We start from the raw sequence: 22,522 nt of genomic DNA, 5'->3' as shown, positions 1-22,522 counted from the left end.
TTCAGGTCGCCTGCGCGTCATCCCCCGCGCGCGGTTCTGACCGAGGGGTCTCCATGTCCGGTTCTTCGCGTCGCTCGGCGCCGTGGATCGTCGTCGCCGCGCTCGTCGCCGCAGCCGTTCTCGCCGGCGCGGCCCCTGCCGCTCTGGGCGCCGGAAGGACCGCAGACGGTTCGGCGCCCGGCGGAGGAGCACCGGATGCCGCACAGTCGGTGGCACTGGCCTATGAGTTCCTCGATGCCAGGGTCGACGAGTTCTGCGACGGTGCGGGGCATTGCCTCCCGCGCAGCTACCAGGGCGGCTTCTTCACCACGCCCACCTGGGACTTCACGCCGTCGTTCGTGTACGACGACGCGCTGGTCGTGATCGCCTACATCGCGCGGGGGCTTCCGGACGATCTCCGTCGCGCGCGGGCGATCGGCGACACGCTCCTGTTCGTGCAGGAGAACGACCCGATCGGCGACGGACGCACCCGTGCGTCGTACGAGCCGCACGGCATCCGCCAAGGACGGGTGGAGATCACCGGTCCCGGCAGCTTCACCGGAAACCAGGCGTGGGTCGGGTTGGCGCTCGCGCGGCTCGCGCACGCGACCGGGGATCCGAAGTATCTCGACGGGGCGCTGCGCGTGGGGCAGTGGATCCAGGACAACACCGCGGACATGGTCCGGGCTCCGTACGGCTACACCGGCGGTCAGCTCGAGGACGGCACGTCGCTGACCTGGAAGTCGACCGAGCACAACAGTGACATCGCCGGGTTCTTCACGCAGCTCGCGCAGCTCACCGGGGACGCGGTGTGGGCGGAGCGGGCAGCCGTCGCGGCTGACTTCGTCGCGGCGATGCAGAGCGCGGACGGCCACGTGAACACCGGTACCGGCCTCGACGGCTCGACCATCAACACGCGGCCCATCCCCCTGGACGGCCAGACCTGGAGCGCACTCGCCACCGGAGACCCGCGGTATGGCGCCGCGCTGGACTGGACGCTCGCGAACCTGATGGCCACCGATGGCCCGTACACGGGTCCGTCCATCAGCGAGGTCGACGTGTCGAAGGCGTGGTTCGAGGGGAGCGGACACCTCGCGCTGGCTCTGCGTCTGCGCGACGGAGCGGGCGACGCGGATCGTGCGGAGGCCCTGCTGAGCAGCATCCGGCTGGCGCAGCGCGACGCCCCGAACGGAGACGGCAAGGGCATCGTCGCGACCTCGAACGACGGCCTCGACTCCGGATTCGGCGACCTCTACTACGCGAGTCTGCACACGGGCGCGACGGCCTGGTACCTGCTCGCGGCAGCAGGGAGTAACCCCTTCACACTTCCGGGCGACTGAGCCGGGCTGCGGAAGCGCAGGGGCTGCGGAACCCCGGGCCTACGCGGCGACGCGGGCGACCGCGGCGATGGCGCTGGTGAAGAAGTCGAGTCCGTCGACACCGCTGCGCATGGCGGCGGAGGTGTCGGGGCCGAAGCCCGCCTCGGTCGCGTGCTCGGGGTGCGGCATGAGGCCGACCACGTTGCCCGCCTCGTTCGTGAGGCCGGCGATGTCGCGCAGGGAACCGTTCGGGTTGACCCCGGCATAGCGGAAGGCGACGAGCCCCTCGCCCTCGATGCGGTCGAGCGTCTGCTCGTCGGCGATGTAGCCGCCGTCGGCGTTCTTGAGCGGGATCACGATCTCCTGGCCGGCGCGGAACGCGTTCGTCCAGGCGGTGTCGGAGTTCTCGACCGTGAGCTTCTGGTCACGGCGCACGAAGTGCTGGTGGTTGTTGCGGATCAGACCGCCGGGAAGCAGGTGCGCTTCGACGAGCATCTGGAAGCCGTTGCAGATGCCGAGCACGGGCATGCCCTGGGCAGCGGCATCCTTCACCTCGGACATGATCGGCGAGAGCGCGGCGATGGCGCCCGCGCGCAGGTAGTCGCCGTAGCTGAAGCCGCCGGGGAGGACGAGGGCGTCGACGCCCTCGAGGTCGTGCGAACCGTGCCACAGGGCGACGGGTTCGGCGCCGGCGATGCGCACCGCGCGCTGGGCGTCGCGGTCATCGAGCGACCCGGGGAAGGTGATGACGCCGATGCGGACGGTCACTCGGCGACCTCGATGCCGACGACGTCCTCGATCACGGAGTTGGAGAGCACCTCGTCGGCGATGCGGCGGGCTTCGGCGAGGACCTCTTCGGTGACCTCGCCCTCGACGGTGAGCTCGAAGCGCTTGCCGATGCGGACGTCGGAGAAGCCCTCCACACCGAGGCGGGCGAAGGCGCCGGAGACGGCCTTCCCCTGCGGGTCGAGCAGTTCGGGCTTGGGCATGACGTCGACGACGATGGTGGGCATGAACGGCTCCGGGAGTCGCGGGCGGACGGGCGCACCCAGTCTACTGCCCCGGACGCGGACTACTCCGCGGAGTGGAAGACCGTGTGCAGGTCGCCGATGGCCTCGCGGCCGCCGAGGCCATCGATCTCGAACAGCACCGAGATGCCGATGACGTGGCTGCCGAGCTGTTCGACGAGTTCCCGTCCCGCGGCGAGGGTACCGCCGGTGGCGAGCACGTCGTCGATCAGCAGCACGCGGGATCCGGCGGGCAGATCGTCGTGCATCTCGATCGTGGCGGTGCCGTACTCGAGGGCGTAGTCCACGGAGGCAGCGGGGCGCGGCAGCTTTCCGGCCTTGCGGATCGGGATGAGTCCCACACCGGCCGCGATCGCCGCGGCGCTGGCCAGGATGAATCCACGAGCCTCGATGCCCGCGATCACGTCGAACTGCCCGGCGAAGGGCTCGATGATCGCCTCGGTCGTCACACGGAGAGCCTCGGCGTCGGCGAGGAGCGGCGTGATGTCGCGGAAGATGATCCCCGGCTGCGGGTAGTCCGGAACGTTGCGGATCAGGGCTTCGGCGCGGACGAGGGCAGGGGAGAGTGTGGCATCGGGCACCGGACAAGGGTACGCCGCGTTCACAACTCAGGAGAAAACGGCCCGACTACCGCGTTTGCCGCTCCGTACCGGCCGCGCCGCCAGGTGCTTCCTGAGTTGTGAACAGGACCGGGTTCGAACGGGTCGGGTTGACACCGTGGGAGCGCTCCCATAGAGTGGCTGCTCAACCCGTGGGAGCGCTCCCACGGTGTTCCTACGCACCAACACCGCACGACCACCACAAAGGAGTGAACTGTGAACACACGTGCCCGCCACCGGATCCTCGCGATCGCAGCTGTGGCATCCGTCTCCGCCCTGGCCCTGGCCGGCTGCTCCGGCAGCTCGGGCGACACCTCGGAGGGAAGCGCCGACGAGGAGGTCACCCTGACCGTCACCACGTTCGGCACCTTCGGTTACGAAGACCTCTACAAGGAGTACGAGGAGGCGCACCCGAACGTCAAGATCGAGGCGACCAACATCGACACGGGTGGCAACGCCCGCACCGATGCCTTCACGAAGATCGCCGCCGGTTCCGGCCTCAGCGACATCGTCGCGATCGAGGAGGGCTGGCTCGGCGCGATCATGGACGTGTCCGACACCTTCGTCGACCTGCGCGACTACGGCATCGAGGACCGCAAGGACGACTGGGTCGACTGGAAGTACGGTCAGGCGACTGACGCCGACGGCCGTGTGATCGGCTACGGCACGGACATCGGCCCCAGCGGCATCTGCTACAACGGCGCTGCGTTCGAGGCTGCAGGCCTCCCGAGCGACCGCGAGTCGGTCGCCGAGCTCCTGAACGGCGACTGGGAGAACTACTTCGCGGTCGGCGCGGACTACACCGCCAAGACCGGCAAGGCCTGGTATGACCACTCCGGCTTCGTATGGAACGCCATGGTCAACCAGCTCGACGAGGGCTACTACACGGCCGACGGCGAGCTGAACGTCGAGGGCAACGACGAGCTCAAGAAGCGTTTCGAGGAACTCGGCGCGGCCACCGAGGGCGGTCAGTCCGCCGCGCAGACGGCCTGGGACTGGAACGGTGGCAAGTCGTTCGTCGACGGCACCTTCGCGACCTTCGTGTGCCCGGGCTGGATGCTCGGCGTCGTGCAGGGTCAGGTCGAGGCCGGCGGCGGAGACGCGTCGACCGGATGGGACTTCGCCGACGTGTTCCCCGGCGGCGCGGCCAACTGGGGTGGGGCGTTCCTCTCGATCCCGGAGTCCTCGGAGCACAAGGAGGCGGCGGCCGAGCTCGCCGACTGGCTGACGCAGCCCGACCAGCAGGTGAAGCAGTCCGCAGCCGCGGGCAACTTCCCGTCCACGATCAAGGCGCAGGAGACGCTCGCCGCGGACGCGACACCGAACGCCTTCTTCAACGACGCTCCGACCGGGGCGATCCTCGCCGAGCGTGCCAAGGGCGTGGTCGCGCAGTTCAAGGGCGCGGATGACTCCGTCATCCAGGAGAACGTCTTCGGTCCGGCTCTCAGCAGCCTCGACCGCGGCGAGACCGACACGCAGGGTGCCTGGGATCAGGCGATCGGTCTGCTGAACGACCTCGTCGGCTGACCTCAGCGGACATCCCCCTTCCGGTCGCAGTCTCGCTCGGTATCGCCCGTGCATTCCGAGCGAAACTGCGACCGGAACCCCTCGGACCTCCGGGACAAGGACACCCCATGACTCTCCCCGCCCCGCCCGCGGAGCACCGCGAGACGACACCTCCGGCGAAGGATGCCGTGTCGAAGCGCTCCTGGCGTCATCGCGTCTCGCGGTTCGACCAGAACGCATCGCCCTACTTCTACATCTCGCCGTTCTTCCTGCTGTTCGGGCTGGTCGGCCTGTTCCCCCTGCTCTACACCGTGTGGGTCGCCGTGCACGACTGGGACCTGCTCAAGGGGGAGGGGGACTTCGTCGGATTCGGCAACTTCGTCGAGATCCTCGGCGACGCGATGTTCTGGAACTCGATCGGCAACACCCTGAGCATCTTCCTGCTCTCGGCCATCCCGCAGCTCGCCGTCGCCCTCGTGATCGCGTACCTCCTGGACCGCGGACTCCGTGCCCCGACGTTCTGGCGGATGAGTGTGCTCATCCCGTTCGTGGTCACGCCGGTCGCGGTCGCCATCATCTTCTCGAGCATCTTCAACGAGGCCGACGGTCTGGCCAACAACCTGCTCAACCTCGTCGGGATCGCCGATCAGGAGTGGAAGCACAACACGGCCCTGTCGCACATCGCGATCGCGGTCATGGTGAACTTCCGCTGGACGGGCTACAACGCCCTCATCCTGCTCGCGGCGATGCAGGCCGTGCCGCGCGACCTGTACGAGTCCGCCGCCCTCGACGGCGCCGGTGCCGCACGGCGGTTCTTCTCGATCACGATCCCCACGATCCGTCCGACGCTGATCTTCGTGATCATCACCGCGACGATCGGCGGGCTGCAGATCTTCGCCGAGCCCCGCCTGTTCGACGTCTCGACGGCCGGCGGCATCGGCGGCAGCGATCGGCAGTTCCAGACCACCGTCCTGTTCCTGTGGGAACTCGCCTTCTTCCGCCGCAACCTCGGCGAGGCCTCGGCGGTCGCCATCCTGCTCTTCCTGTTGATCGTGGCCATCGGCGTCATCAACTTCCTGATCTCCCGGCGCATCTCCACCGGTGACGCCCCGAAGAATCGCGCGGCCCGTCGCCGTGCGCGCACGAGCACCGAGGAGGGGACCCGATGACCGCCACGCAGGCTCTCAGCGTGCCGGAGAAGATCCGGCGTCGTCAGGTCCGGACCGGGGGCAACGCCGGCATCGGCAGCCGACCCGGTTTCCTCACCTACGGACTCCTGGCCGCGTTCATCATCGGCAGCGTGTATCCGCTGTGGTGGTCGGTCGTGGTCGCCAGCGGCACGAACGCCACCCGAGGTGAGACGCTGCCGTTGATCCCCGGCGGGAACTTCCTCACCAACGCGGCTCAGGTGTTCGATGCGATCCCGTTCTGGCTCGCGCTCGGCAACTCGTTCCTGATCTCGGGCATCATCACGCTCTCGGTCGTCACGTTCTCGACGCTCGCCGGGTACGCCTTCGCGAAACTGCGCTTCAAGGGTCGCGACGGGCTGATGATCTTCGTGATCGCGACCATGGCGATCCCGACGCAGCTCGGCATCATCCCGCTGTTCATGCTGATGCGCGAACTCGGCTGGACCGGAACGATCGGCGCGGTGATCGTGCCGACCCTGGTCACCGCGTTCGGTGTCTTCTTCATGCGCCAGTATCTGGTCGACGTGATCCCGGAAGAGCTGATCGAGGCCGCGCGGATGGACGGGGCGAACCAGTTCCGGACCTTCCTGACCGTGGGCCTCCCGGCGGCGCGACCGGCCATGGCGATCCTCGGACTCTTCACCTTCATGACCGCGTGGACCGACTACCTGTGGCCGTTGATCGTGCTCTCCCCCCAGAACCCGACGCTGCAGACGGCCCTCAGCCAGCTGCAGTCGGGGTACTACATCGACTACTCGATCGTGCTCGCCGGCGCGGTGCTCGCGACCCTTCCGCTGCTCGTGCTCTTCGTGGTCGCGGGTCGCCAGCTGGTCAGTGGCATCATGGCGGGCGCGGTGAAAGGATGACCCGTATGACCCGCTCCTTCCCCGAGAACTTCCTCTTCGGTGCCGCGACGGCGGCGTACCAGATCGAGGGGGCCGCGTTCGAGGACGGGCGCACCGCGTCGATCTGGGATGCGTTCGCCCGTGTGCCCGGTGCCGTGATCGGCGCAGAGAACGGCGATGTGGCCTGCGACCACTACCACCGCTACCCGCAGGACGTCGCGCTCATGAAGGAGCTCGGCCTGCAGACGTACCGGTTCTCGACGTCGTGGTCGCGGGTGCGGCCGGACGGCGGTGCGGTGAACCCCGCCGGGGTCGACTTCTACGAACGACTGGTCGACGAACTCCTCGGCGCCGACATCCTGCCCTGGTTGACGCTGTACCACTGGGACATGCCGCAGGCGCTGCAGGAGGGCGGGGGATGGACGAACCGTGACACGGTCGATCGGTTCCTCGACTACGCGGGAACGATGCACGATGCGCTGGGCGACCGGGTGAACGTGTGGACGACGCTGAACGAGCCGTGGTGCTCGTCGTTCCTCTCCTACACGGCGGGCGAGCACGCGCCGGGTCACACCAGCGTCGCGGAGGGGCTGCTCGCCGCGCACCATCTGCTGCTCGCGCACGGCAGCACCGTGCAGGAGCTGCGCGGTCGCGATGCGTCGCTCAACCTCGGCATCACGCTGAACCACACGGTCGCCGATCCCGCCGATCCGCAGAACCCGGCCGACGTCGATGCTGCCCGCCGGGTGGACGGGCAGTTCAACCGCTGGTTCCTCGATCCGATCTACCGCGGCAGCTATCCGGCCGACATCGTCGAGGACATCCGTGCGGTCGATGCCGAGGCGGTCGCACGGTTCGAGGCGGCCGTCCACGACGGTGACCTCGAGACCATCGCGCAGCGCATCGACACCCAGGGCGTGAACTACTACCACGGCGACTTCGTGTCCGGCACGGCACCGGCCCAGGGGCCGGTCTCCGCGGAGCCGGACACCGATCGCGTCCGGCGCAGCCCGTATCCATCCAGCGAGGGCATCCACGCGGTCGAGCGGGGTCTGCCGCGCACCGCGCAGAACTGGGAGGTGCAGCCCGAGGGCCTCACCCGCGTGCTGCAGCGGATCTGGACCGAATACGCCGAGCCTGCGGGCACCGTGCTCTCCATGACCGAGAACGGCGCGGCCTATGACGACGTCGTGGTGGTCGAGGGCGACGAGAAGCGTGTGCACGATGCCGACCGCACCGAATTCCTGCGTCTGCACCTCGGCGCGGTGCTCGATGCGGCGGATGCGGGTGTCGACGTGCGCGGCTACTTCTACTGGTCGCTCTTCGACAACTTCGAGTGGGCGTGGGGCTACGACAAGCGCTTCGGCATCGTCCGTGTCGACTACGACACCCAGGAGCGCACGCTCAAGGACTCCGGTCGCGAGTACGCCCGGATCATCGCCGCTCGCGCTCTGTAGTGCGGCCTCCTCCCCGTTCGAATCGCGTGAATGGCTCGATCCGTTGGTCGAGATGCGACCATTTGCGTGATTCGAAGGGAGATGGTCAGCGACAATAGGGCGATGGAAGAGTGCGTACGCTGATGTCGCCCCGAGCGACCATCGAAGAGGTGGCATCCACCGCCGGAGTATCCCGGTCCACCGTGTCGCGGGTGGTGAACGGATCGACGTCCGTGAGCCCGGAGGCCCTGGCCGCCGTGCGGGCCGCGATCGACGAGCTGAACTACGTGCCCAACCGCGCGGCACGCTCGCTGGCATCGAGGCAGACGCACGCGATGGCCCTGATCATCCCCGAGGACACGACCCGCTTCTTCGGCGACCCGTTCTTCGCAGCGATCGTCGCCGGCATCACGGGGGCGCTCGGCAGCTCGGACTACCTGCTCAACCTGCTGATCGCGAGCGACGATCCCGGTGACAAGATGACCAGTTTCGTGCGCAACGGCGGAGTCGACGGCGCGCTGATCGTCTCGCATCACACGAGCGACGCCTTCGTCGATCGGATCGCGGATGCCGTCCCCGTCGTCTTCGGCGGTCGGCCGGTGCGACGCCATGAGGGCGACTACGTGGTCGACGTCGACAACGTCACCGGAGCGCGCAACGCCACCCAGCGCCTGATCGACATCGGCCGTACGCGCATCGCGACGATCTCCGGGCCGCTGACGATGGTCGCGTCGGTCGACCGCGTGCAGGGTTTCCGCGAGGCGCTGAAGGATGCCGGTCTCTCCCCGTACGCGGAGGAGGAGGGGGACTACAGCGAGACGAGCGGGGCGGACGCCGCTCGACGCCTTCTCGCGGGCGGGCGCCCCGACGCCATCTTCGTCGCGAGCGACCTGATGGCCCGTGGCGCCTTGACGGCGCTGCGTGCGTCGGGCCTGCGGGTTCCGGAGGACATCGCCCTGGTGGGCTTCGACGATTCGTCGGTCGCCGTCAGCACGGATCCGCAGCTGACCACGATGCGTCAGCCGATGTACGCGCAGGGCGAGGCGATGGCCCGGGTCCTGCTGTCGCGGCTCGCGGGCGAGGACCCGCCCACCACGACGATCCTGTCCACCGAACTCGTGGTGCGCGCCTCGGCCTGAGTGGGCGGCACGTGCTCAGAGGCAGGGACACCGCGGAACACGGGAGAGGAAGCCGCATGGCACGTTCCGACGAGCAGTATCGGCAGGCGCGCGAACGTACCAGGGAGAGCATCCTGCAGGCGGCGATCGCGGCCTTCTCCGAACGCGGAGTCGCCGGGGCCAGCATCGCGGAGATCACGACGCGTGCCGGTGTGGCCCAGGGGCTCGTCAACTATCACTTCGGCGGCAAGGACCAGCTCATCGCGGCCGTCATCGATCGCTGGTTCGAGACCGTGCTCGGCTTCGCCCGGGTCGAAGGCACGCCGGACGAGATGCTCGCTGCCGTGATCGACGGGGCGCTCGGGGCGACGGGCTACGCGACACCGCTGGAGCGGGCGGTGCTCGCGATGCAGCAGCAGCCGTCGACGCACCGGCTGTTCGCCGAGTCGGAGGTCCGACACGAGGTACGCGTGACGGCAGCGGAGGATGCCATGCGTGAGCTGTTCCGTGCGCGGGGCGCCGAGGATCCGGAGCTCGAGGAGATCATGTTCCGCAGCACCCTCGAAGGCGTCTTCGTGAAGTTCGCGGTGTTCGGTGACACGTATCCACTCGAAGACGCGCGACGCTGGGTCTACCGCCGATACGGACTGCCCGCACCCGCCGCGCCCCTTGCCCCGCCGGTGCGACTGCGGGACGGCGAACGGCGTCCGCGCGCGACCGGAGCGCTCGAGTCGGGTCCGCACCCGCCCGGGGGCACCGCCTGAGGCGTGGTGCGGGGTCGCTCATTCCAGGCGCATGCGGGCGAAGGCGCCGAGCACCACGCGTTCCGACTGCACGAGGTAGCGCTCGAGCTCGGTGGCTCCGGCCTGAGGACCGCGCGCGAGGAATGCGTCGAGCACGGCGCGGTTCTTGCGGACGAAGGGTTCGTGCAGCGAACGCGGATCGTCGATCTTGAGGAAGACCAGGCGGAGCTCGGCCGCCAGATCGCGGTACGTGCGGGCCAGCCGGGGACTGTCGGCGAGATCGACCAGTGCGACGTGGAAGGCCATGTTGGCGCTTCCGACCCGGCGCCAGGCCCGAGGGTCGTCCGCCGCCTCGGCCCGGGCCGCTTCCGCGGACTCGACCGCGTCCTTCATCCGCTGGACGGCCGGGTGCTCGGGTTCCGACTGCAGCAGCGCGGAGCATTCGATCACGCGACGGGCCCGATAGATGTCGATGACGTCGGCGATCGACGGGGAGGCGACGGAGACGCCACGGTGCGGGATGTGCTCCAGCAGCCCCTGCTCGGCGAGAGCGCGGAAGGCTTCGCGAAGGGTGTTGCGTGAGACGTCGAACTGCTCGGCGAGGGCCGACTCGGACAGGCGCGATCCCGGAGCGAAGTCGCCGTCGATGATGCGCTGACGGAGCACATCGGGGAGCATGCCCTGCTGGTTCATGCCTTCATCGTAGGTGGCGCGGGAATCGATCGTTCGAGGATCCTCTCCGGAAAACACACGCGGGCAACGTCTTCGTAGCACAGCCGAAACAATATTGTTGAACAATCAGTGTCTATCCGTTCTACACTGGGGGTCACCCGACACCCACCAACGACGATGGGAATCCCCCTCCATGTCCGAGCAGTCCACCGCCTCCCTCTCCCCGGAAGACGAAGTCCGCCTGGCCGCCGTCAAGAAGCGCGCCGGCCGCAGTGCCGTTCTCGGTGCGATCTTCCTCATGGCCACCAGTGCCATCGGCCCCGGCTTCATCACCCAGACGGCGACGTTCACCGCGACGATGGGGGCGGCGTTCGCCTTCGCCATCCTCGTCTCGATCCTGGTCGACATCGCCGTGCAGCTGAACGTGTGGCGCATGATCACCTCGTCGGGCAAGCGCGCCGGCGAACTCGCCAACAGCGCCATCCCCTTCTCCGGACACGTGATCGCCGTCCTCGTCGTGATCGGCGGACTCGCGTTCAACATCGGCAACATCGCCGGTGGCGGGCTCGGCATGAACGCGCTCCTCGGCATCGATCCGAAGCTCGGAGGCGCACTCACCGCAGCGCTGGCGATCATCATCTTCCTGATCAAGAAGGCGGGGCGGGTGATGGATGTCGTCCTGATCGTGCTCGGCCTCGGCATGATCGTGATGACCCTGATCGTGGCTTTCATCGCGCAGCCGCCGCTCGGCGAAGCGCTCTCCCAGACCTTCCTCCCGGACGAGCTGAACTTCGCCACCATCACCACGATCGTCGGTGGAACGGTCGGCGGCTACATCACCTACTCCGGTGCACACCGCTACCTCGACTCCGGGCACACCGGACCCGAGCGCGCCGGTCCGGTGATGCGCGCCGCCGCCAACGGCATCCTCGTCACGGGCATCATGCGCTACGTCCTGTTCCTCGCGATCCTCGGCGTCGTGGCCTCCGGTGTCACTCTCGACCTGTCGAGTCAGGCCGCGAACCCCGCGGGGCAGGCATTCGGCGCGGTGCTCGGCGACGCCGGACTGCGCATCTTCGGCGCGATCTTCTGGGCCGCCGCGATCAGCTCTGTCATCGGTGCGGCGTACACGTCGGCCACTTTCCTCTCCACCTTCACGAAGAAGCTCAGGGGCGGCTGGCCCTTGCAGCTCGCGACCGTCGCGTTCATCGTGGTGTCGCTGGCCGTGTACCTGTCGATCGGCACGGCACCCGCGGCGATCCTCGTCTTCGTGGGCGGTTTCAACGGTCTGATCCTGCCGATCGGCCTCACGGTGTTCATGTACATCGGCTGGTTCCGTCGCGATCTGCTCGGCTCGAAGAAGTACCCGATGTGGCTGCTGATCGCCGGTACTCTCGTGACGCTGCTGACCTGGTACATGGGGATCGTCTCGGTCGGCCCCATCTTCGCCTTCCTCGGAATCGGAGCGTGATCGCATGACCTCGATCGACCTGAACTCGGACCTCGGCGAGAACGTCGCCGACCGGATCGTCAGCGACGACGCGAGCATGCTCCGCCTCGTCACGAGTGCGAACGTGTCGTGCGGCTTCCACGCCGGCAGTCCGGAGGGCATCCGGCAGACGCTCGCGGCCGCGGTCCAGGGCGGGGTCGTGATCGGCGCGCACCCCGGCTACCGTGACTACGAGAACTTCGGACGCACGAAGGTCGACATCGACTCGGCCACGCTCCAGGCGCACGTCGAGTATCAGCTCGGCGCGCTGATGGGGGTCGCCTCCGCGGTCGGCGGACGGGTCGCCTACGTCAAGCCGCACGGTGCGCTGTACAACACGATCGCGCGGGACGAGCGTCAGTCGAAGGACGTCGTGGCCGCGATCCGTGCGCTCGACCCGAGCCTGGTGCTGCTCGGCCTGTCCGGAGGCGTCGTGCTCGACGTCGCCGAGCGGGCAGGGCTCGCCGTTGCGGCGGAGGCGTTCGCCGACCGCGCCTATCAGCCGGACGGGCAGCTGGTGTCGCGCACCGAGGAGGGGGCCGTGCTGCACGACCCGGCCGCGGTCGCCGAGCGCATGGTGCGCCTGGCCGCCGACGGCGTGATCCGGGCGATCGACGGCACCGATGTGCCCGTGGCCGCGCAGTCGATCTGCGTGCACGGCGACAGCCCCGGCTCGGTGGCGATGGCCGCCGAGACGAAGCGGATGCTGCAGGACGCCGGCATCACGATCGCCCCGTTCACGGGCGCCTGACATGACCGTCCTCGCCACCGCCGATCAGCTCGCCGATGCGCGTGCGGCTCGCGCCGCCATCCGGGCGGGGCACGCCGAGCCGACCAGCGGCGTCGCGGTGGGGCTGACCCAGGCGAACCTCATCGCGGTGCCGGCCGACTGGGCCTTCGAGACGCTGCTCTTCGCGCAGCGGAACCCGAAGCCGTGCCCGGTGCTCGAGGTCATCGAACAGGGACAGGTGGAGTCCCGGCTCGCGCCCGGCAGCGACATCCGCACGGACATCGGCCGCTATCGCGTCTGGCGCGACGGAGAGCTGGCGGAGGAGGTCTCCGACGCGACCGAGGCCTGGGCGGAGCATCCGGACCTCGTGTCGTTCCTGATCGGATGCAGCTTCACCTTCGAATCCGGTCTCGTGCAGGCGGGGATCCCGATCCGCCACCAGGAGCTCGGCCGCAACGTGCCGATGTACCGGACAGCGGTGCCGTGCACGCCGGCGGGACGGCTGAACGGCGAGATGGTCGTGTCGATGCGGCCGATCGCTGCGGATCGGGTGGCGGATGCCGTGCAGATCTCCGGCCGTACTCCGGCGGTGCACGGCGCTCCGGTGCACATCGGGGACCCGGTGTCGCTCGGGATCGACGATCTGGCACGCCCCGACTTCGGTGACGCCCCGGAGATCCGTGCCGGCGAGGTGCCGGTGTTCTGGGCCTGCGGGGTCACCCCGCAGGCCGCGATCATGGCCTCGAAGCCGCCGTTCGCGATCACGCACGCGCCGGGGTACATGTTCCTCACCGACGTTCCGGATGCGGAGTACCTCGTCTGATGCGCATCCTCACGGCATCCGATCATGCTCTGCTCGTCGAGGCGGCCGACCTCGACGAGGCGATGCGCCTGAACCTCGCGTGGGAGGGCGTGCCCGGGGTGGTCGAGCGCATTCCCGGTGCCCGGACCGTGCTCGTGCGCTTCGATCCGCTGCGGGTCTCCGCCGTCGAGCTGGCGACCGCGCTCGCGGCCGTGGAGATCGACACCGCGCAGCTCCCGGACGCGGGCGAGGTCGTCGTGCCGGTGCGGTACGACGGCGAAGACCTCGACGAAGCGGCGACCCTGCTCGGGGTCTCGACGGAGGAACTGGTGAACCGGCACCTCGCTGCCGATTGGCGGGTCGCGTTCTCGGGCTTCGCCCCCGGATTCGGCTACGTCGTCAGCAGCGATCCCCTGTTCGACGTGCCGCGCCGCTCCTCGCCGCGCACGCGCGTGCCCGCCGGGTCCGTCGCACTCGCGGGCGCGTTCACCGGGGTGTATCCGCGCGAGAGCCCCGGAGGATGGCAGCTGATCGGCCGCACGGACGCCGTGATGTGGGACATCGACCGTGACCCTCCCGCACTCCTGGCCCCCGGCACCTCCGTGCGGTTCGAGCACGTGCGCGAAGTGGCTCGGCTGGGCGTGGGTCGCTCGGACGAATCCGGCCGAAACGGAGACGACGCGGTGCGCCCTGGGCGTGTCGTGGAGCAACACGCCGAGACGGATGCGGATGCTCTGGGTTTCCGCACAGAGGCGGCGGTCGAAGTGGTCCGCCCGTCGCTGCAGCTGCTGGTGCAGGATGCCGGGCGTCCGGGTTTCGCGGCACTCGGGGTCTCGGCATCCGGGGCAGCCGACCGCCGGGCCCTGCACGATGCGAACCGCGCGGTGGGCAATGCGACCGAGGCCGCGGTGCTGGAGAGCGTCGGTGGTGCGGTGCTGCGATTCCGGGGAGCCGGCGTCGCCGCGGTCACCGGAGCGATCGGTGCGCTCAGCCTGACCGACGTGGAGGGCGCTGTCCGTTCCGTGGCCCACGGTGTGCCCTTCGCCACGGTCGACGGCGACGAGCTGAACCTCGGCCATCCCGCGCGCGGACTGCGCTACGTCATCGCCGTCCGCGGTGGACTGGAGGCGGCTGCTGCACTGGGCAGCCGCGCCGCCGACACCCTGGCCGGACTCGGACCCGAGGCGCTGACCGCGGGCGCGGTCGTCCCGGTGGGCGGCGTCGCCTCGCATCCGGTCGAACCCGACGCCCTGCCCCGCGAGCTGCCGGCCGTGGGCGACCTCGTCGAGCTCGAGATCACACTCGGTCCCCGCGACGACTGGTTCACGGCCGGAGCGCTCGCGACCCTCACCGGTCAGGAGTGGACGGTGACGCCGCGCTCCGATCGGGTCGGCATCCGGCTCCACGGCGAGGTGCCCCTGGAACGCGCACGCGGCGGGGAGCTGCCGAGCGAGGGCGCCGTCACCGGTGCGATCCAGGTGCCGCCCGACGGGCAGCCGGTGCTGTTCTTGCCCGACCACCCCCTCACCGGGGGATACCCGATCATCGGCGCACTCACGGACCGCAGCCTCGACCTCGCAGGTCAGCTGCCACCGGGCGTGCGCCTTCGCTTCATCGTCAAGGAGACCTCATGACCGCCGCGCCGACCACGCAGAGGGTCCTGATCGCCAATCGCGGAGAGATCGCCGTGCGCGTCATCCGTGCCTGTGCCGAGGCGGGCTACGCATCGATCGCGGTGTACGCCGACCAGGACGTCGACGCCCTGCACGTGCGCCTCGCCGACGAGGCCGTGGGTCTCGTCGGCACCACGGCCGCCGACACCTACCTCTCCATCGATGCGCTGCTCGCCGCCGCACGGCAGTCGGGGGCGACCGCCGTGCATCCCGGATACGGATTCCTGTCGGAGAGCGCCGCGTTCGCGCGGGCGGTGGAAGAGGCCGGGCTGGTCTGGATCGGCCCGACGCCCGCGAGCATCGACGCGCTCGGAGACAAGATGACCGCGCGCCGCATCGCTCAGCAGGTCGGTGCCCCGCTGGCGGCCGGAACCGATGAGCCGTTGGCCGGCGCGGAGGAGGCGGTGGCTTTCGCGGAGGAACACGGTCTCCCGATCGCGATCAAGGCGGCCTTCGGCGGCGGCGGGCGCGGACTCAAGGTCGTGCGCGAGCTGTCCGCGGTGGCGGAGGCGTTCGATGCGGCCACCCGCGAGGCCATCGCGGCGTTCGGTCGAGGCGAGTGCTTCGTGGAGCGGTTCCTGGAGAGCCCGCGTCATATCGAGGTCCAGGTGCTCGGCGACGGACGCGGCGGTGTCGTCATCGTCGGCGATCGTGACTGCTCGATGCAGCGTCGCAACCAGAAGCTCATCGAGGAGGCCCCCGCGCCCGGACTGTCCGTCGCACAGCGGACCCGGTTCCACGACGCCGCACGCTCGATCTGCGCCGAGGTCTCCTACCGCGGGGCCGGCACGGTGGAGTTCCTGCTCGCCGCCGACGGCACCATCTCCTTCCTCGAGGTGAACACCCGGCTCCAGGTGGAGCATCCGGTCACCGAAGCGGTCGCGGGGGTCGATCTGGTGCGCGAGCAGTTCCGGATCGCGTTCGGGGAAGGTCCGTCCTTCACCGAGACGCCCGACCCCGTCGGCCACGCGTTCGAGTTCCGGATCAATGCCGAGGACCCCGGTCGCGGATTCCTGCCCAGCCCCGGTCGCGTCGAGCGGTTGCGGATCCCCGGTGGTCCCGGCGTGCGGTGGGACAGCGGCATCGATGAGGGCGACGTCGTCCAGCCGGCTTTCGACTCGATGATCGCCAAGCTCATCGTGCATGCTGAGTCCCGCGACGCGGCTATGGTGCGGGCGCACCGGGCCCTGCGTGAGCTCGTGGTGGAGGGGCCGGCGACGGTCATCCCGTTCGACCTGCTCGCCCTCGACGATGCGGCGTTCGCCACCGAGACCTTCGCGGTGCACACGCAGTGGATCGAGAGCGCGCTGCTGCCGAAGCTGGAGATGCAGTCCCGCCCGTCCGCGCTGCCGGACGCCGTGCTGCAGCGCTTCCCGGTCGAGATCGACGGACGGCGGGTGATGCTCGGGCTCCCGGCGGCTCTGCTCGCAGGACTCGGGCCGTCGACGGGCGCTGCCGTGCCCACGCCCGCCGCCGATCCGACCGAACTGTGCTCCCCCGTGCCGGGCACGCTCGTGCGCTGGCTCGTCGAGGAGGGCGCGGAGGTCGCACAGGGCGATCCGGTCGCCGTCATCGACGCCATGAAGATGGAGACGACGGTCGAAGCCCATCGCGCCGGCACGCTTTCACAACGCGTTGCGCTCTCCGCGACGGTCTCGGCCGACGGCGTGCTCGCGGTCATCGACTGAGTCGCGTTCACAACTCAGGAGAACTGTGCAGATTCGACCCGTAACTCCTCGTCATGGAGCGGATCCGGCGCTTTCTCCTGAGTTGTGAACCGCGACGGCGGACGAACCGGCGGGAGAGCCGGCGGGGGAACCGGCGGACGAACCGGCGGGAGAGCCGGCGGGAGAGCCGGCGGGGGAGCCGGTTACTCGGGGTCGCCGCCGAGCGGGCCGACGGCTGCGAGCGGACGGGGGTCGTCGGCACCGGTCTTGCGCAGGCGGGCGATCAGGTTGCCCAGGTGGTAGATCAGGATCGCCGCGACCGTGGCGATGACGATTCCGCCGAGTTCGAACCCGGAGGCCTCGTCCTTGATCATGAACCCGCCGACGGCCATGATCAGGGCGACGGCGGCCGTGTACTGGTTGACGGGTCGGGAGAAGTCGACGCGGTTGTCGACCCAGATCTTGATGCCGATGACACCGATGAGGCCGTACAGTGCGGTGGTCACGCCACCGAGCACTCCGGCGGGCACGGAGTTGATGACCTCACCGAACTTGGGCGAGAGGCTGAGCAGGATCGCGGCGGCTCCGGCCACCCAGTACGCGGCGGTGGAGTAGACGCGGGTGGAGGCCATCACGCCGATGTTCTCCCCGTAGGTCGTGGTTCCGGATCCGCCGAAGAAGCCGGCCAGGGTGGTCGAGACACCATCGGCGATCAGGGCCTTGCCGGTCTGCTGGTTCACGCTCGCATCACCGGTCATGGTCGCGACGCCGCGCACGTGGCCGACGTTCTCCGCGATCAGCACCAGGACGACGGGGAGGAACATCGCCAACGCCGTCAGCGTGCCGGGCTCGGTGAAGTTCGGGAAGGTGAAGGTGGGCAGCCCGATCCAGTCCGCCTTCTCGACGGCTGTGAAGTCCAGTTCCCCGCGGAAACCTGCGAAGATGTAGCCCGCGATCACGCCGAGGAAGATCGAGATGCGTCCGAGGAAACCACGGAAGACGACGGCGAAGAGGATCGTGATCGCGAGGGTGAAGGTCGCGGTCACGGGCGCTGCGGCGTAGTTGTTGTGCGCTGCGCCGGCGAGGTTGAACCCGATGAGGGCGACGATGGTCCCCGCGAGGACCGGCGGCAAGAAGCGGTCGACCCACTTCACACCGACCGTGTGCACCACGACGCCGATGATCGCCAGGAGCACGCCGACCGCCACGATGCCGGCCAGGGCGGTGCCCATGTTCGCGGAGGCGGTCGCGGCAGTGACCGGCGCGATGAAGGCGAAGGAAGAGCCGAGGTAGCTGGGCAGCTTGTTGCGGGTGATCAGCAGGAACAGGATCGTGCCGACACCGCTGAACAGCAGGGTGGTGGCGACCGGGAAGCCGGTGATGATCGGCACCAGGAACGTGGCGCCGAACATCGCGACGACGTGCTGGAGTCCGATCGCGATCGTCGCCGGCCAGTTCAGGCGCTCATCGGGACGGACGACGGCGTCGGGTTCGACCGTGCGGCCGTTTCCGTGCAGCTTCCACAGGGCCATGCGGGCTCCTCAGAGGTTCGGGGGATGGCAGGAGTGCTGGAGCAACACTATCGATTCCTGAGGGTTCCCTGAGTGCGGACGCCCCTCTCCGTCGGTCGCCGTGCAGGTTCAGATGCAGGTGTGCACGACGGATGCAGGAGCGGCTCGCGGCCGATCGTCATGCATCCGTCGGATCGTCATGCATCCGAGCAGCACACGCGGGCGTCGGAGCAGCACACGCGGGCGTGCGAGCAGCACACAGCGGGACGGGTCAGGCTCCGAGACGCTCGATCAGCTCGCGGTAGCGGTCGGCGGTGCGTGCGACCACATCGTCCGGAAGCAGCGGCGGCTCGCCCTGCTGGTCCCAGTTCGCCGCCAGCCAGTCGCGCACGATCTGCTTGTCGAAGCTCGCCATCCGTGCGCTCGGGGTGCTGCCGGTGCGCCAGGCCTCGGCGTCCCAGTACCGCGACGAATCGCTCGTGAGCACCTCGTCGGCCAGGCGCAGAGTGCCGTCGGCATCCGTCCCGAACTCGAACTTGGTGTCGGCGAGGATCAGGCCCTTCTCCTCGGCGATGGCGGCCGCAGCCGTGTAGATCGCGAGGGAGGTGTCGCGCAGTTCGGCCGCACGGTCGGCGCCGACCAGCTCGACGGCTCGGTCGAACGTGATGTTCTCGTCGTGCTCGCCCATCGGCGCCTTGTAGGCGGGGGTGAACAGGGGCTCCGGCAGCCGGTCGCCGTTCTGCAGGCCCGCGGGCAGCGGGATGCCGCACACGGTGCCGCTCTCCTGGTACTCGGCCCAGCCCGACCCCGTGATGTAGCCGCGCACGACGCACTCGATCGGCAGCATCTCGAGCGACTGTGCGAGCATGGCGCGATCGGCGACGGCCTCGGGCAGCTCACCCGCGGCGATGTGGTTGGGGAAGTCGGAGAGCTGGGCGAACCACCAGCGGCTCAGACGGGTCAGGAGGGCGCCCTTGTCGGTGATGCCGGGAGAGAGCACGAAGTCGAAGGCGCTCACACGGTCGGAGGCGACCACGAGGATGCGGGTGTCCGCCGGGTCTTCCGAGGCGTACAGGTCGCGGACCTTGCCCGAGTAGATGTGCCGCCAACCGGGGATGCTCTGTGCCGTGCCTTCTGAAGGAATGCTCACCCGCTCATTATCCCGGTTCCCTCGGGCGGGTCCCACCGAGACCCCCGTTCGACGCCGAGACCCCGCCGTACCGCCGTAGCTGCGACGGGGTGTCGGCGACAGGACGGGGTCTCGGCGGGAGGACGGGGTCTCGGCGCGGTCGAAATGGGCGTATAGTCCACATGGACTATTTGAGGGGACCCATGAAGAAGGATGCCGTCGATCGCCTCACCCCGATGGGGGTGATGGTGCTCGCGCTGCTGCGCGAGGGTGACATGCACCCCTACGAGATGGTGCGTCTCATGCGGGCCCGCCACGACGACCGGCTCCTCACGATCACGAACGGGACCCTGTACCACACGGTCTCCCGGCTGCATCGTGCAGGGTTGATCGATGAACTCGGCATCGACCGCGAGGGCAACCGTCCGGAGCGCACGACATACTCCCTGACGGATGCCGGACGCGAAGCGGTCGTCACGTGGGTGCAGCGCGAGCTGCCCCGCATCGACCGCCCCGCCGAGTTCCGGATCGCGCTCGCCGAGGCGCACAACCTCGAGCGTCCGGAGGTCATCGAGCTTCTGGGCGCGCACCGGGTCGCCCTGGTCGACGACCACATCCGACATCGCGACGGCCTGGCGAAGGCCAGGCAGCACGCGGTTCCCGAACAGGTCCTCGTCGAGATCGAGCGCCAGGAAGCGCTGCTGGCGGCGGAGCTCCGCTGGCTCGACTCCCTCCTCGAGCGCCTCGAGGCCGACGCCCTGCCGTGGGGTCCCACGGCATTCCAGAACTCAGACCGCTACCGCGCTCAGCGAAAGGCTGCACAGCAATGACCGATACTCCTCGTGCCGGAGACCGCCCACCGGTGTCCGCGCCCTCGTCCTCCGGTTCGTCGACCGGCACCTACTCCCTCGGGCACAAGCCCACGAGTCCCTGGCCCGCGCTCTGGGCGCTCGTCATCGGCTTCTTCATGATCCTGGTCGACACCACGATCGTGTCGGTCGCGAACCCGGCCATCAAGGCGGCCCTCGACCCGAACACGAACAACCTCGACAACGTGGTGTGGGTCACGAGCGCCTACCTGCTCGCCTACGCCGTGCCGCTGCTGATCACCGGACGCCTCGGCGACCGCTTCGGCCCGAAGAACATCTACCTGATCGGTCTCGCGATCTTCACGCTCGCCTCGCTCTGGTGCGGACTCTCCACCACACTCGAGGGGCTCATCGTCGCCCGCGCGGTGCAGGGTCTCGGGGCGGCGTTCATGACCCCGCAGACGATGGCCGTGATCACCCGCACGTTCCCGCCGGAGCGCCGCGGCGCCGCGATGGGACTGTGGGGCGCGACCGCCGGTGTCGCCACCCTGGTCGGCCCGCTCGTCGGAGGCCTGCTGGTCGACGGCTTCGGCTGGGAGTGGATCTTCTTCGTGAACATCCCGGTCGGCATCGTCGCGTTCGTGCTCGCCTGGCGCCTGGTCCCGAAGCTCGCGACGCACCCGCACCGCTTCGACATCGTGGGCGTGGTGCTGAGCGCCGTGGCCCTCTTCCTCCTCGTGTTCGGACTCCAGGAGGGCGAGAAGTACGACTGGGGCGTCATCTGGGGCCCCATCTCGGTGTGGAGCTTGATCATCGCCGGGCTGGTGGTCCTCGGTCTCTTCATTTTGCAGCAGGCCAAGACCCGGAGTGAGCCGCTGGTCCCGCTCGAGCTATTCCGCGACCGCAACTTCTCGGGGGCGAACGTGGCGATCGCCGCGGTCGGCTTCACGGTGACGAGCATGTCGCTGCCGATGATGTTCTTCCTGCAGACGGCGCGCGGGCTCACGCCCACCGAAGCGGCGCTGCTCCTGATCCCGATGGCCGTGCTCTCGGGTGTGCTCGCTCCGGCCGCGGGCAAGCTGCTCGACCGGGTCGATCCGCGCATCATCCTCATCCCGGGGCTGCTCTGCGTGGCCGGAGCGTTGGTCTGGTACTCGGCCCTGATCAACATGGACACCCCGATCTGGATGTTCCTGCTGCCGTCCGCCCTGATGGGCATCGGCAATGCGGGCATGTGGGGCCCGCTCGCCACCACGGCGACGCGCAAGCTCCCTCCGCGCCAGGCCGGTGCGGGTGCGGGCATCTACAACACGACCAGGACGATCGGATCGGTCATCGGCTCGGCATCCATCGCGGCGTTCATGCAGTCGCGCCTGGAGGCGAACCTCCCGGGTCTCGCCGATGCGCCCTCCGGCATCTCGACGGGCGGGACGCTTCCGCCGCAGGTGGCCGACGGGTTCGCCGCCGGTATGGCGCAGTCGATCCTGCTGCCGGCGTGCGTCATGGGGATCGCCCTCATCGCCTCGCTGTTCCTCGGCCGCTACGACAAGACCACGGCTCCCTGAGTCCGGCCGCGGCTTTCGAATCGCGTGAATCGTCGCATCCGTGGCTCGGATCGGGCCGTTTGCGGGATTCGAAAGCCGGGAGCGAGTTGCACCGGCGACCACCGTCTGGTGTGCTGAGGCGATGACGATCGCGCTCTCCCGACCGACCACCGACCTGTTCGAGTCCTGGGCCTCCGCGGTGGCCGAGTTCGAGGGCGGACACGTCGATGGTGCCGGTGTCGAGAAGGGGCTGGTGCCCGACCGTGCCGCGTGCGAGGCCTTCGTCGAGATGGCGGCGCTGTTCGCTACCCCCGGTGCCGCGTTGCCGGAGGGGCGGGTTCCGTGCGACTACTTCTGGATCACCGAGGGTGACGAGGTCGTCGGGTTCATCGCGTTCCGTCGGGAGCTCAACGAGTGGCTTCGTCGCTTCGGCGGCCACATCGGATACTCGGTGATCCCCTCCCGACGCCGGGAGGGGATCGTGCGCGAGGCGCTCCGCCTGATGCTGCGCCTGGCGAAGGCCGAGGGCTACGAGCGGGTCATGCTCACCTGCGATGACGACAACGTGGGGTCGATCCGGACGATCGAGGGTGCAGGTGGCGAGCTCGAAGACGTGATCGACGCCCCCGAGCCCGGGCAGCCCCGCGTACGGCGGTACTGGATCGACATCTCGGGGACCAGCCTCACCGCGAGCTAGCCTCACCGCGAGCGTCTGCGGTCCGGAGGCGGAGCA

21 protein-coding genes are annotated in these 22,522 nt (G+C 69.1%); 15 read left to right on the top strand and 6 right to left on the bottom strand.

The window, feature by feature from the left end:
- Window positions 1–53: 53 nt before the first annotated feature.
- The gene (locus tag ACLF6J_RS09200; RefSeq protein WP_134352811.1) at window positions 54–1,319 is read left to right on the top strand and encodes a hypothetical protein; all 1,266 of its coding nucleotides are present in this window, start codon (window positions 54–56) and stop codon (window positions 1,317–1,319) included.
- 39 nt (window positions 1,320–1,358) lie between these two features.
- Here ACLF6J_RS09200 and purQ read toward each other — a convergent pair whose 3' ends face one another.
- The 3 genes from purQ to ACLF6J_RS09185 are packed head-to-tail and all read right to left on the bottom strand — an operon-like array spanning window position 1,359 to window position 2,907.
- On the bottom strand, window positions 1,359–2,066 hold the full coding sequence (purQ, locus tag ACLF6J_RS09195) for a phosphoribosylformylglycinamidine synthase subunit PurQ (protein ID WP_047524394.1): 708 nt from the start codon (window positions 2,064–2,066) through the stop codon (window positions 1,359–1,361).
- A complete protein-coding gene (gene purS / locus ACLF6J_RS09190) occupies window positions 2,063–2,311 on the bottom strand; it encodes a phosphoribosylformylglycinamidine synthase subunit PurS (protein WP_131492056.1) in 249 nt (82 codons plus the stop codon). Before purS ends, purQ begins: the two co-directional genes overlap by 4 nt.
- Window positions 2,312–2,370: 59 nt before the next feature.
- A complete protein-coding gene (locus tag ACLF6J_RS09185) occupies window positions 2,371–2,907 on the bottom strand; it encodes an adenine phosphoribosyltransferase (RefSeq protein WP_131492057.1) in 537 nt (178 codons plus the stop codon).
- Window positions 2,908–3,141: 234 nt separating this feature from the next.
- Here ACLF6J_RS09185 and ACLF6J_RS09180 point away from each other — a divergent pair, with 234 nt between their 5' ends.
- The 6 genes from ACLF6J_RS09180 to ACLF6J_RS09155 all read left to right on the top strand — a co-directional run bounded on the left by ACLF6J_RS09180 (window position 3,142) and on the right by ACLF6J_RS09155 (window position 9,784).
- Complete coding sequence (locus ACLF6J_RS09180; RefSeq protein ID WP_131492058.1) at window positions 3,142–4,452, top strand: ABC transporter substrate-binding protein; 1,311 nt, start codon at window positions 3,142–3,144, stop codon at window positions 4,450–4,452.
- 107 nt (window positions 4,453–4,559) lie between these two features.
- Window positions 4,560–5,600 (top strand): carbohydrate ABC transporter permease, encoded by a 1,041-nt coding sequence (locus ACLF6J_RS09175; protein WP_134352812.1) that lies wholly within the window; start codon window positions 4,560–4,562, stop codon window positions 5,598–5,600.
- The gene (locus ACLF6J_RS09170; protein WP_134352813.1) at window positions 5,597–6,487 is read left to right on the top strand and encodes a carbohydrate ABC transporter permease; all 891 of its coding nucleotides are present in this window, start codon (window positions 5,597–5,599) and stop codon (window positions 6,485–6,487) included. The genes ACLF6J_RS09175 and ACLF6J_RS09170 overlap by 4 nt, the downstream gene beginning before the upstream one ends.
- 5 nt (window positions 6,488–6,492) lie before the next feature.
- A complete protein-coding gene (locus tag ACLF6J_RS09165; protein ID WP_208526505.1) occupies window positions 6,493–7,923 on the top strand; it encodes a GH1 family beta-glucosidase in 1,431 nt (476 codons plus the stop codon).
- Window positions 7,924–8,045: 122 nt separating this feature from the next.
- The gene (locus ACLF6J_RS09160) at window positions 8,046–9,041 is read left to right on the top strand and encodes a LacI family DNA-binding transcriptional regulator (protein WP_134352815.1); all 996 of its coding nucleotides are present in this window, start codon (window positions 8,046–8,048) and stop codon (window positions 9,039–9,041) included.
- Window positions 9,042–9,097: 56 nt separating this feature from the next.
- Complete coding sequence (locus tag ACLF6J_RS09155; RefSeq protein WP_134352816.1) at window positions 9,098–9,784, top strand: TetR/AcrR family transcriptional regulator; 687 nt, start codon at window positions 9,098–9,100, stop codon at window positions 9,782–9,784.
- An 18-nt stretch (window positions 9,785–9,802) separates the two neighbouring features.
- On the opposite strand, the gene ACLF6J_RS09150 is transcribed toward ACLF6J_RS09155, so the two are convergent.
- Window positions 9,803–10,456 (bottom strand): GntR family transcriptional regulator, encoded by a 654-nt coding sequence (locus ACLF6J_RS09150; RefSeq protein ID WP_047522236.1) that lies wholly within the window; start codon window positions 10,454–10,456, stop codon window positions 9,803–9,805.
- Between the two features lie 172 nt (window positions 10,457–10,628).
- Here ACLF6J_RS09150 and ACLF6J_RS09145 point away from each other — a divergent pair, with 172 nt between their 5' ends.
- The 5 genes from ACLF6J_RS09145 to ACLF6J_RS09125 are packed head-to-tail and all read left to right on the top strand — an operon-like array spanning window position 10,629 to window position 16,817.
- Entirely contained in the window at window positions 10,629–11,906 is a 1,278-nt protein-coding gene (locus ACLF6J_RS09145; RefSeq protein ID WP_047522189.1) for an NRAMP family divalent metal transporter, read from the top strand.
- Between the two features lie 4 nt (window positions 11,907–11,910).
- Window positions 11,911–12,675 carry a LamB/YcsF family protein gene (locus ACLF6J_RS09140; RefSeq protein ID WP_134352817.1) on the top strand — a complete coding sequence of 255 codons (765 nt, stop codon included), beginning with the start codon at window positions 11,911–11,913 and terminating at the stop codon, window positions 12,673–12,675.
- A 1-nt stretch (window position 12,676) separates the two neighbouring features.
- On the top strand, window positions 12,677–13,477 hold the full coding sequence (locus tag ACLF6J_RS09135; RefSeq protein WP_134352818.1) for a putative hydro-lyase: 801 nt from the start codon (window positions 12,677–12,679) through the stop codon (window positions 13,475–13,477).
- The gene (locus ACLF6J_RS09130) at window positions 13,477–15,090 is read left to right on the top strand and encodes an urea amidolyase family protein (RefSeq protein WP_134352819.1); all 1,614 of its coding nucleotides are present in this window, start codon (window positions 13,477–13,479) and stop codon (window positions 15,088–15,090) included. Before ACLF6J_RS09135 ends, ACLF6J_RS09130 begins: the two co-directional genes overlap by 1 nt.
- A complete protein-coding gene (locus tag ACLF6J_RS09125) occupies window positions 15,087–16,817 on the top strand; it encodes an acetyl/propionyl/methylcrotonyl-CoA carboxylase subunit alpha (protein WP_134352820.1) in 1,731 nt (576 codons plus the stop codon). The genes ACLF6J_RS09130 and ACLF6J_RS09125 overlap by 4 nt, the downstream gene beginning before the upstream one ends.
- A gap of 182 nt (window positions 16,818–16,999) precedes the next feature.
- Here the strand turns inward: ACLF6J_RS09125 and ACLF6J_RS09120 are convergent, their stop codons facing one another.
- Window positions 17,000–18,328 carry a uracil-xanthine permease family protein gene (locus ACLF6J_RS09120; RefSeq protein WP_047522199.1) on the bottom strand — a complete coding sequence of 443 codons (1,329 nt, stop codon included), beginning with the start codon at window positions 18,326–18,328 and terminating at the stop codon, window positions 17,000–17,002.
- A gap of 250 nt (window positions 18,329–18,578) precedes the next feature.
- Window positions 18,579–19,457 carry a phosphoribosylaminoimidazolesuccinocarboxamide synthase gene (locus ACLF6J_RS09115; RefSeq protein WP_134352821.1) on the bottom strand — a complete coding sequence of 293 codons (879 nt, stop codon included), beginning with the start codon at window positions 19,455–19,457 and terminating at the stop codon, window positions 18,579–18,581.
- A gap of 182 nt (window positions 19,458–19,639) precedes the next feature.
- Between ACLF6J_RS09115 and ACLF6J_RS09110 the strand changes: the two genes are divergently transcribed.
- The 3 genes from ACLF6J_RS09110 to ACLF6J_RS09100 all read left to right on the top strand — a co-directional run bounded on the left by ACLF6J_RS09110 (window position 19,640) and on the right by ACLF6J_RS09100 (window position 22,486).
- Window positions 19,640–20,266, top strand: coding sequence for a PadR family transcriptional regulator (locus ACLF6J_RS09110; protein ID WP_134352822.1), 627 nt, complete (start codon window positions 19,640–19,642; stop codon window positions 20,264–20,266).
- On the top strand, window positions 20,263–21,810 hold the full coding sequence (locus ACLF6J_RS09105) for a DHA2 family efflux MFS transporter permease subunit (RefSeq protein ID WP_279586694.1): 1,548 nt from the start codon (window positions 20,263–20,265) through the stop codon (window positions 21,808–21,810). Before ACLF6J_RS09110 ends, ACLF6J_RS09105 begins: the two co-directional genes overlap by 4 nt.
- 121 nt (window positions 21,811–21,931) lie before the next feature.
- Window positions 21,932–22,486 (top strand): GNAT family N-acetyltransferase, encoded by a 555-nt coding sequence (locus ACLF6J_RS09100; RefSeq protein WP_134352823.1) that lies wholly within the window; start codon window positions 21,932–21,934, stop codon window positions 22,484–22,486.
- Window positions 22,487–22,522: the final 36 nt, after the last annotated feature.

This window comes from Microbacterium sp. IO18, from assembly GCF_049099505.1.
Lineage (GTDB): Bacteria > Actinomycetota > Actinomycetes > Actinomycetales > Microbacteriaceae > Microbacterium > Microbacterium aurugineum.
The sequence above is the reverse complement of the archived record's forward strand: the minus strand, read 5'-3'. Positions and strand labels throughout refer to the sequence as shown.

Coding starts and splice junctions, on each gene's coding strand:
- ACLF6J_RS09200 (WP_134352811.1), top strand. CDS start 54: ATGTCCGGTTCTTCGCGTCGCTCGGCGCCGTGGATCGTCGTCGCCGCG.
- purS (WP_131492056.1), bottom strand. CDS start 2,311: ATGCCCACCATCGTCGTCGACGTCATGCCCAAGCCCGAACTGCTCGAC.
- ACLF6J_RS09175 (WP_134352812.1), top strand. CDS start 4,560: ATGACTCTCCCCGCCCCGCCCGCGGAGCACCGCGAGACGACACCTCCG.
- ACLF6J_RS09170 (WP_134352813.1), top strand. CDS start 5,597: ATGACCGCCACGCAGGCTCTCAGCGTGCCGGAGAAGATCCGGCGTCGT.
- ACLF6J_RS09165 (WP_208526505.1), top strand. CDS start 6,493: ATGACCCGCTCCTTCCCCGAGAACTTCCTCTTCGGTGCCGCGACGGCG.
- ACLF6J_RS09160 (WP_134352815.1), top strand. CDS start 8,046: ATGTCGCCCCGAGCGACCATCGAAGAGGTGGCATCCACCGCCGGAGTA.
- ACLF6J_RS09155 (WP_134352816.1), top strand. CDS start 9,098: ATGGCACGTTCCGACGAGCAGTATCGGCAGGCGCGCGAACGTACCAGG.
- ACLF6J_RS09150 (WP_047522236.1), bottom strand. CDS start 10,456: ATGAACCAGCAGGGCATGCTCCCCGATGTGCTCCGTCAGCGCATCATC.
- ACLF6J_RS09145 (WP_047522189.1), top strand. CDS start 10,629: ATGTCCGAGCAGTCCACCGCCTCCCTCTCCCCGGAAGACGAAGTCCGC.
- ACLF6J_RS09140 (WP_134352817.1), top strand. CDS start 11,911: ATGACCTCGATCGACCTGAACTCGGACCTCGGCGAGAACGTCGCCGAC.
- ACLF6J_RS09135 (WP_134352818.1), top strand. CDS start 12,677: ATGACCGTCCTCGCCACCGCCGATCAGCTCGCCGATGCGCGTGCGGCT.
- ACLF6J_RS09130 (WP_134352819.1), top strand. CDS start 13,477: ATGCGCATCCTCACGGCATCCGATCATGCTCTGCTCGTCGAGGCGGCC.
- ACLF6J_RS09125 (WP_134352820.1), top strand. CDS start 15,087: ATGACCGCCGCGCCGACCACGCAGAGGGTCCTGATCGCCAATCGCGGA.
- ACLF6J_RS09120 (WP_047522199.1), bottom strand. CDS start 18,328: ATGGCCCTGTGGAAGCTGCACGGAAACGGCCGCACGGTCGAACCCGAC.
- ACLF6J_RS09110 (WP_134352822.1), top strand. CDS start 19,640: ATGAAGAAGGATGCCGTCGATCGCCTCACCCCGATGGGGGTGATGGTG.
- ACLF6J_RS09105 (WP_279586694.1), top strand. CDS start 20,263: ATGACCGATACTCCTCGTGCCGGAGACCGCCCACCGGTGTCCGCGCCC.
- ACLF6J_RS09100 (WP_134352823.1), top strand. CDS start 21,932: ATGACGATCGCGCTCTCCCGACCGACCACCGACCTGTTCGAGTCCTGG.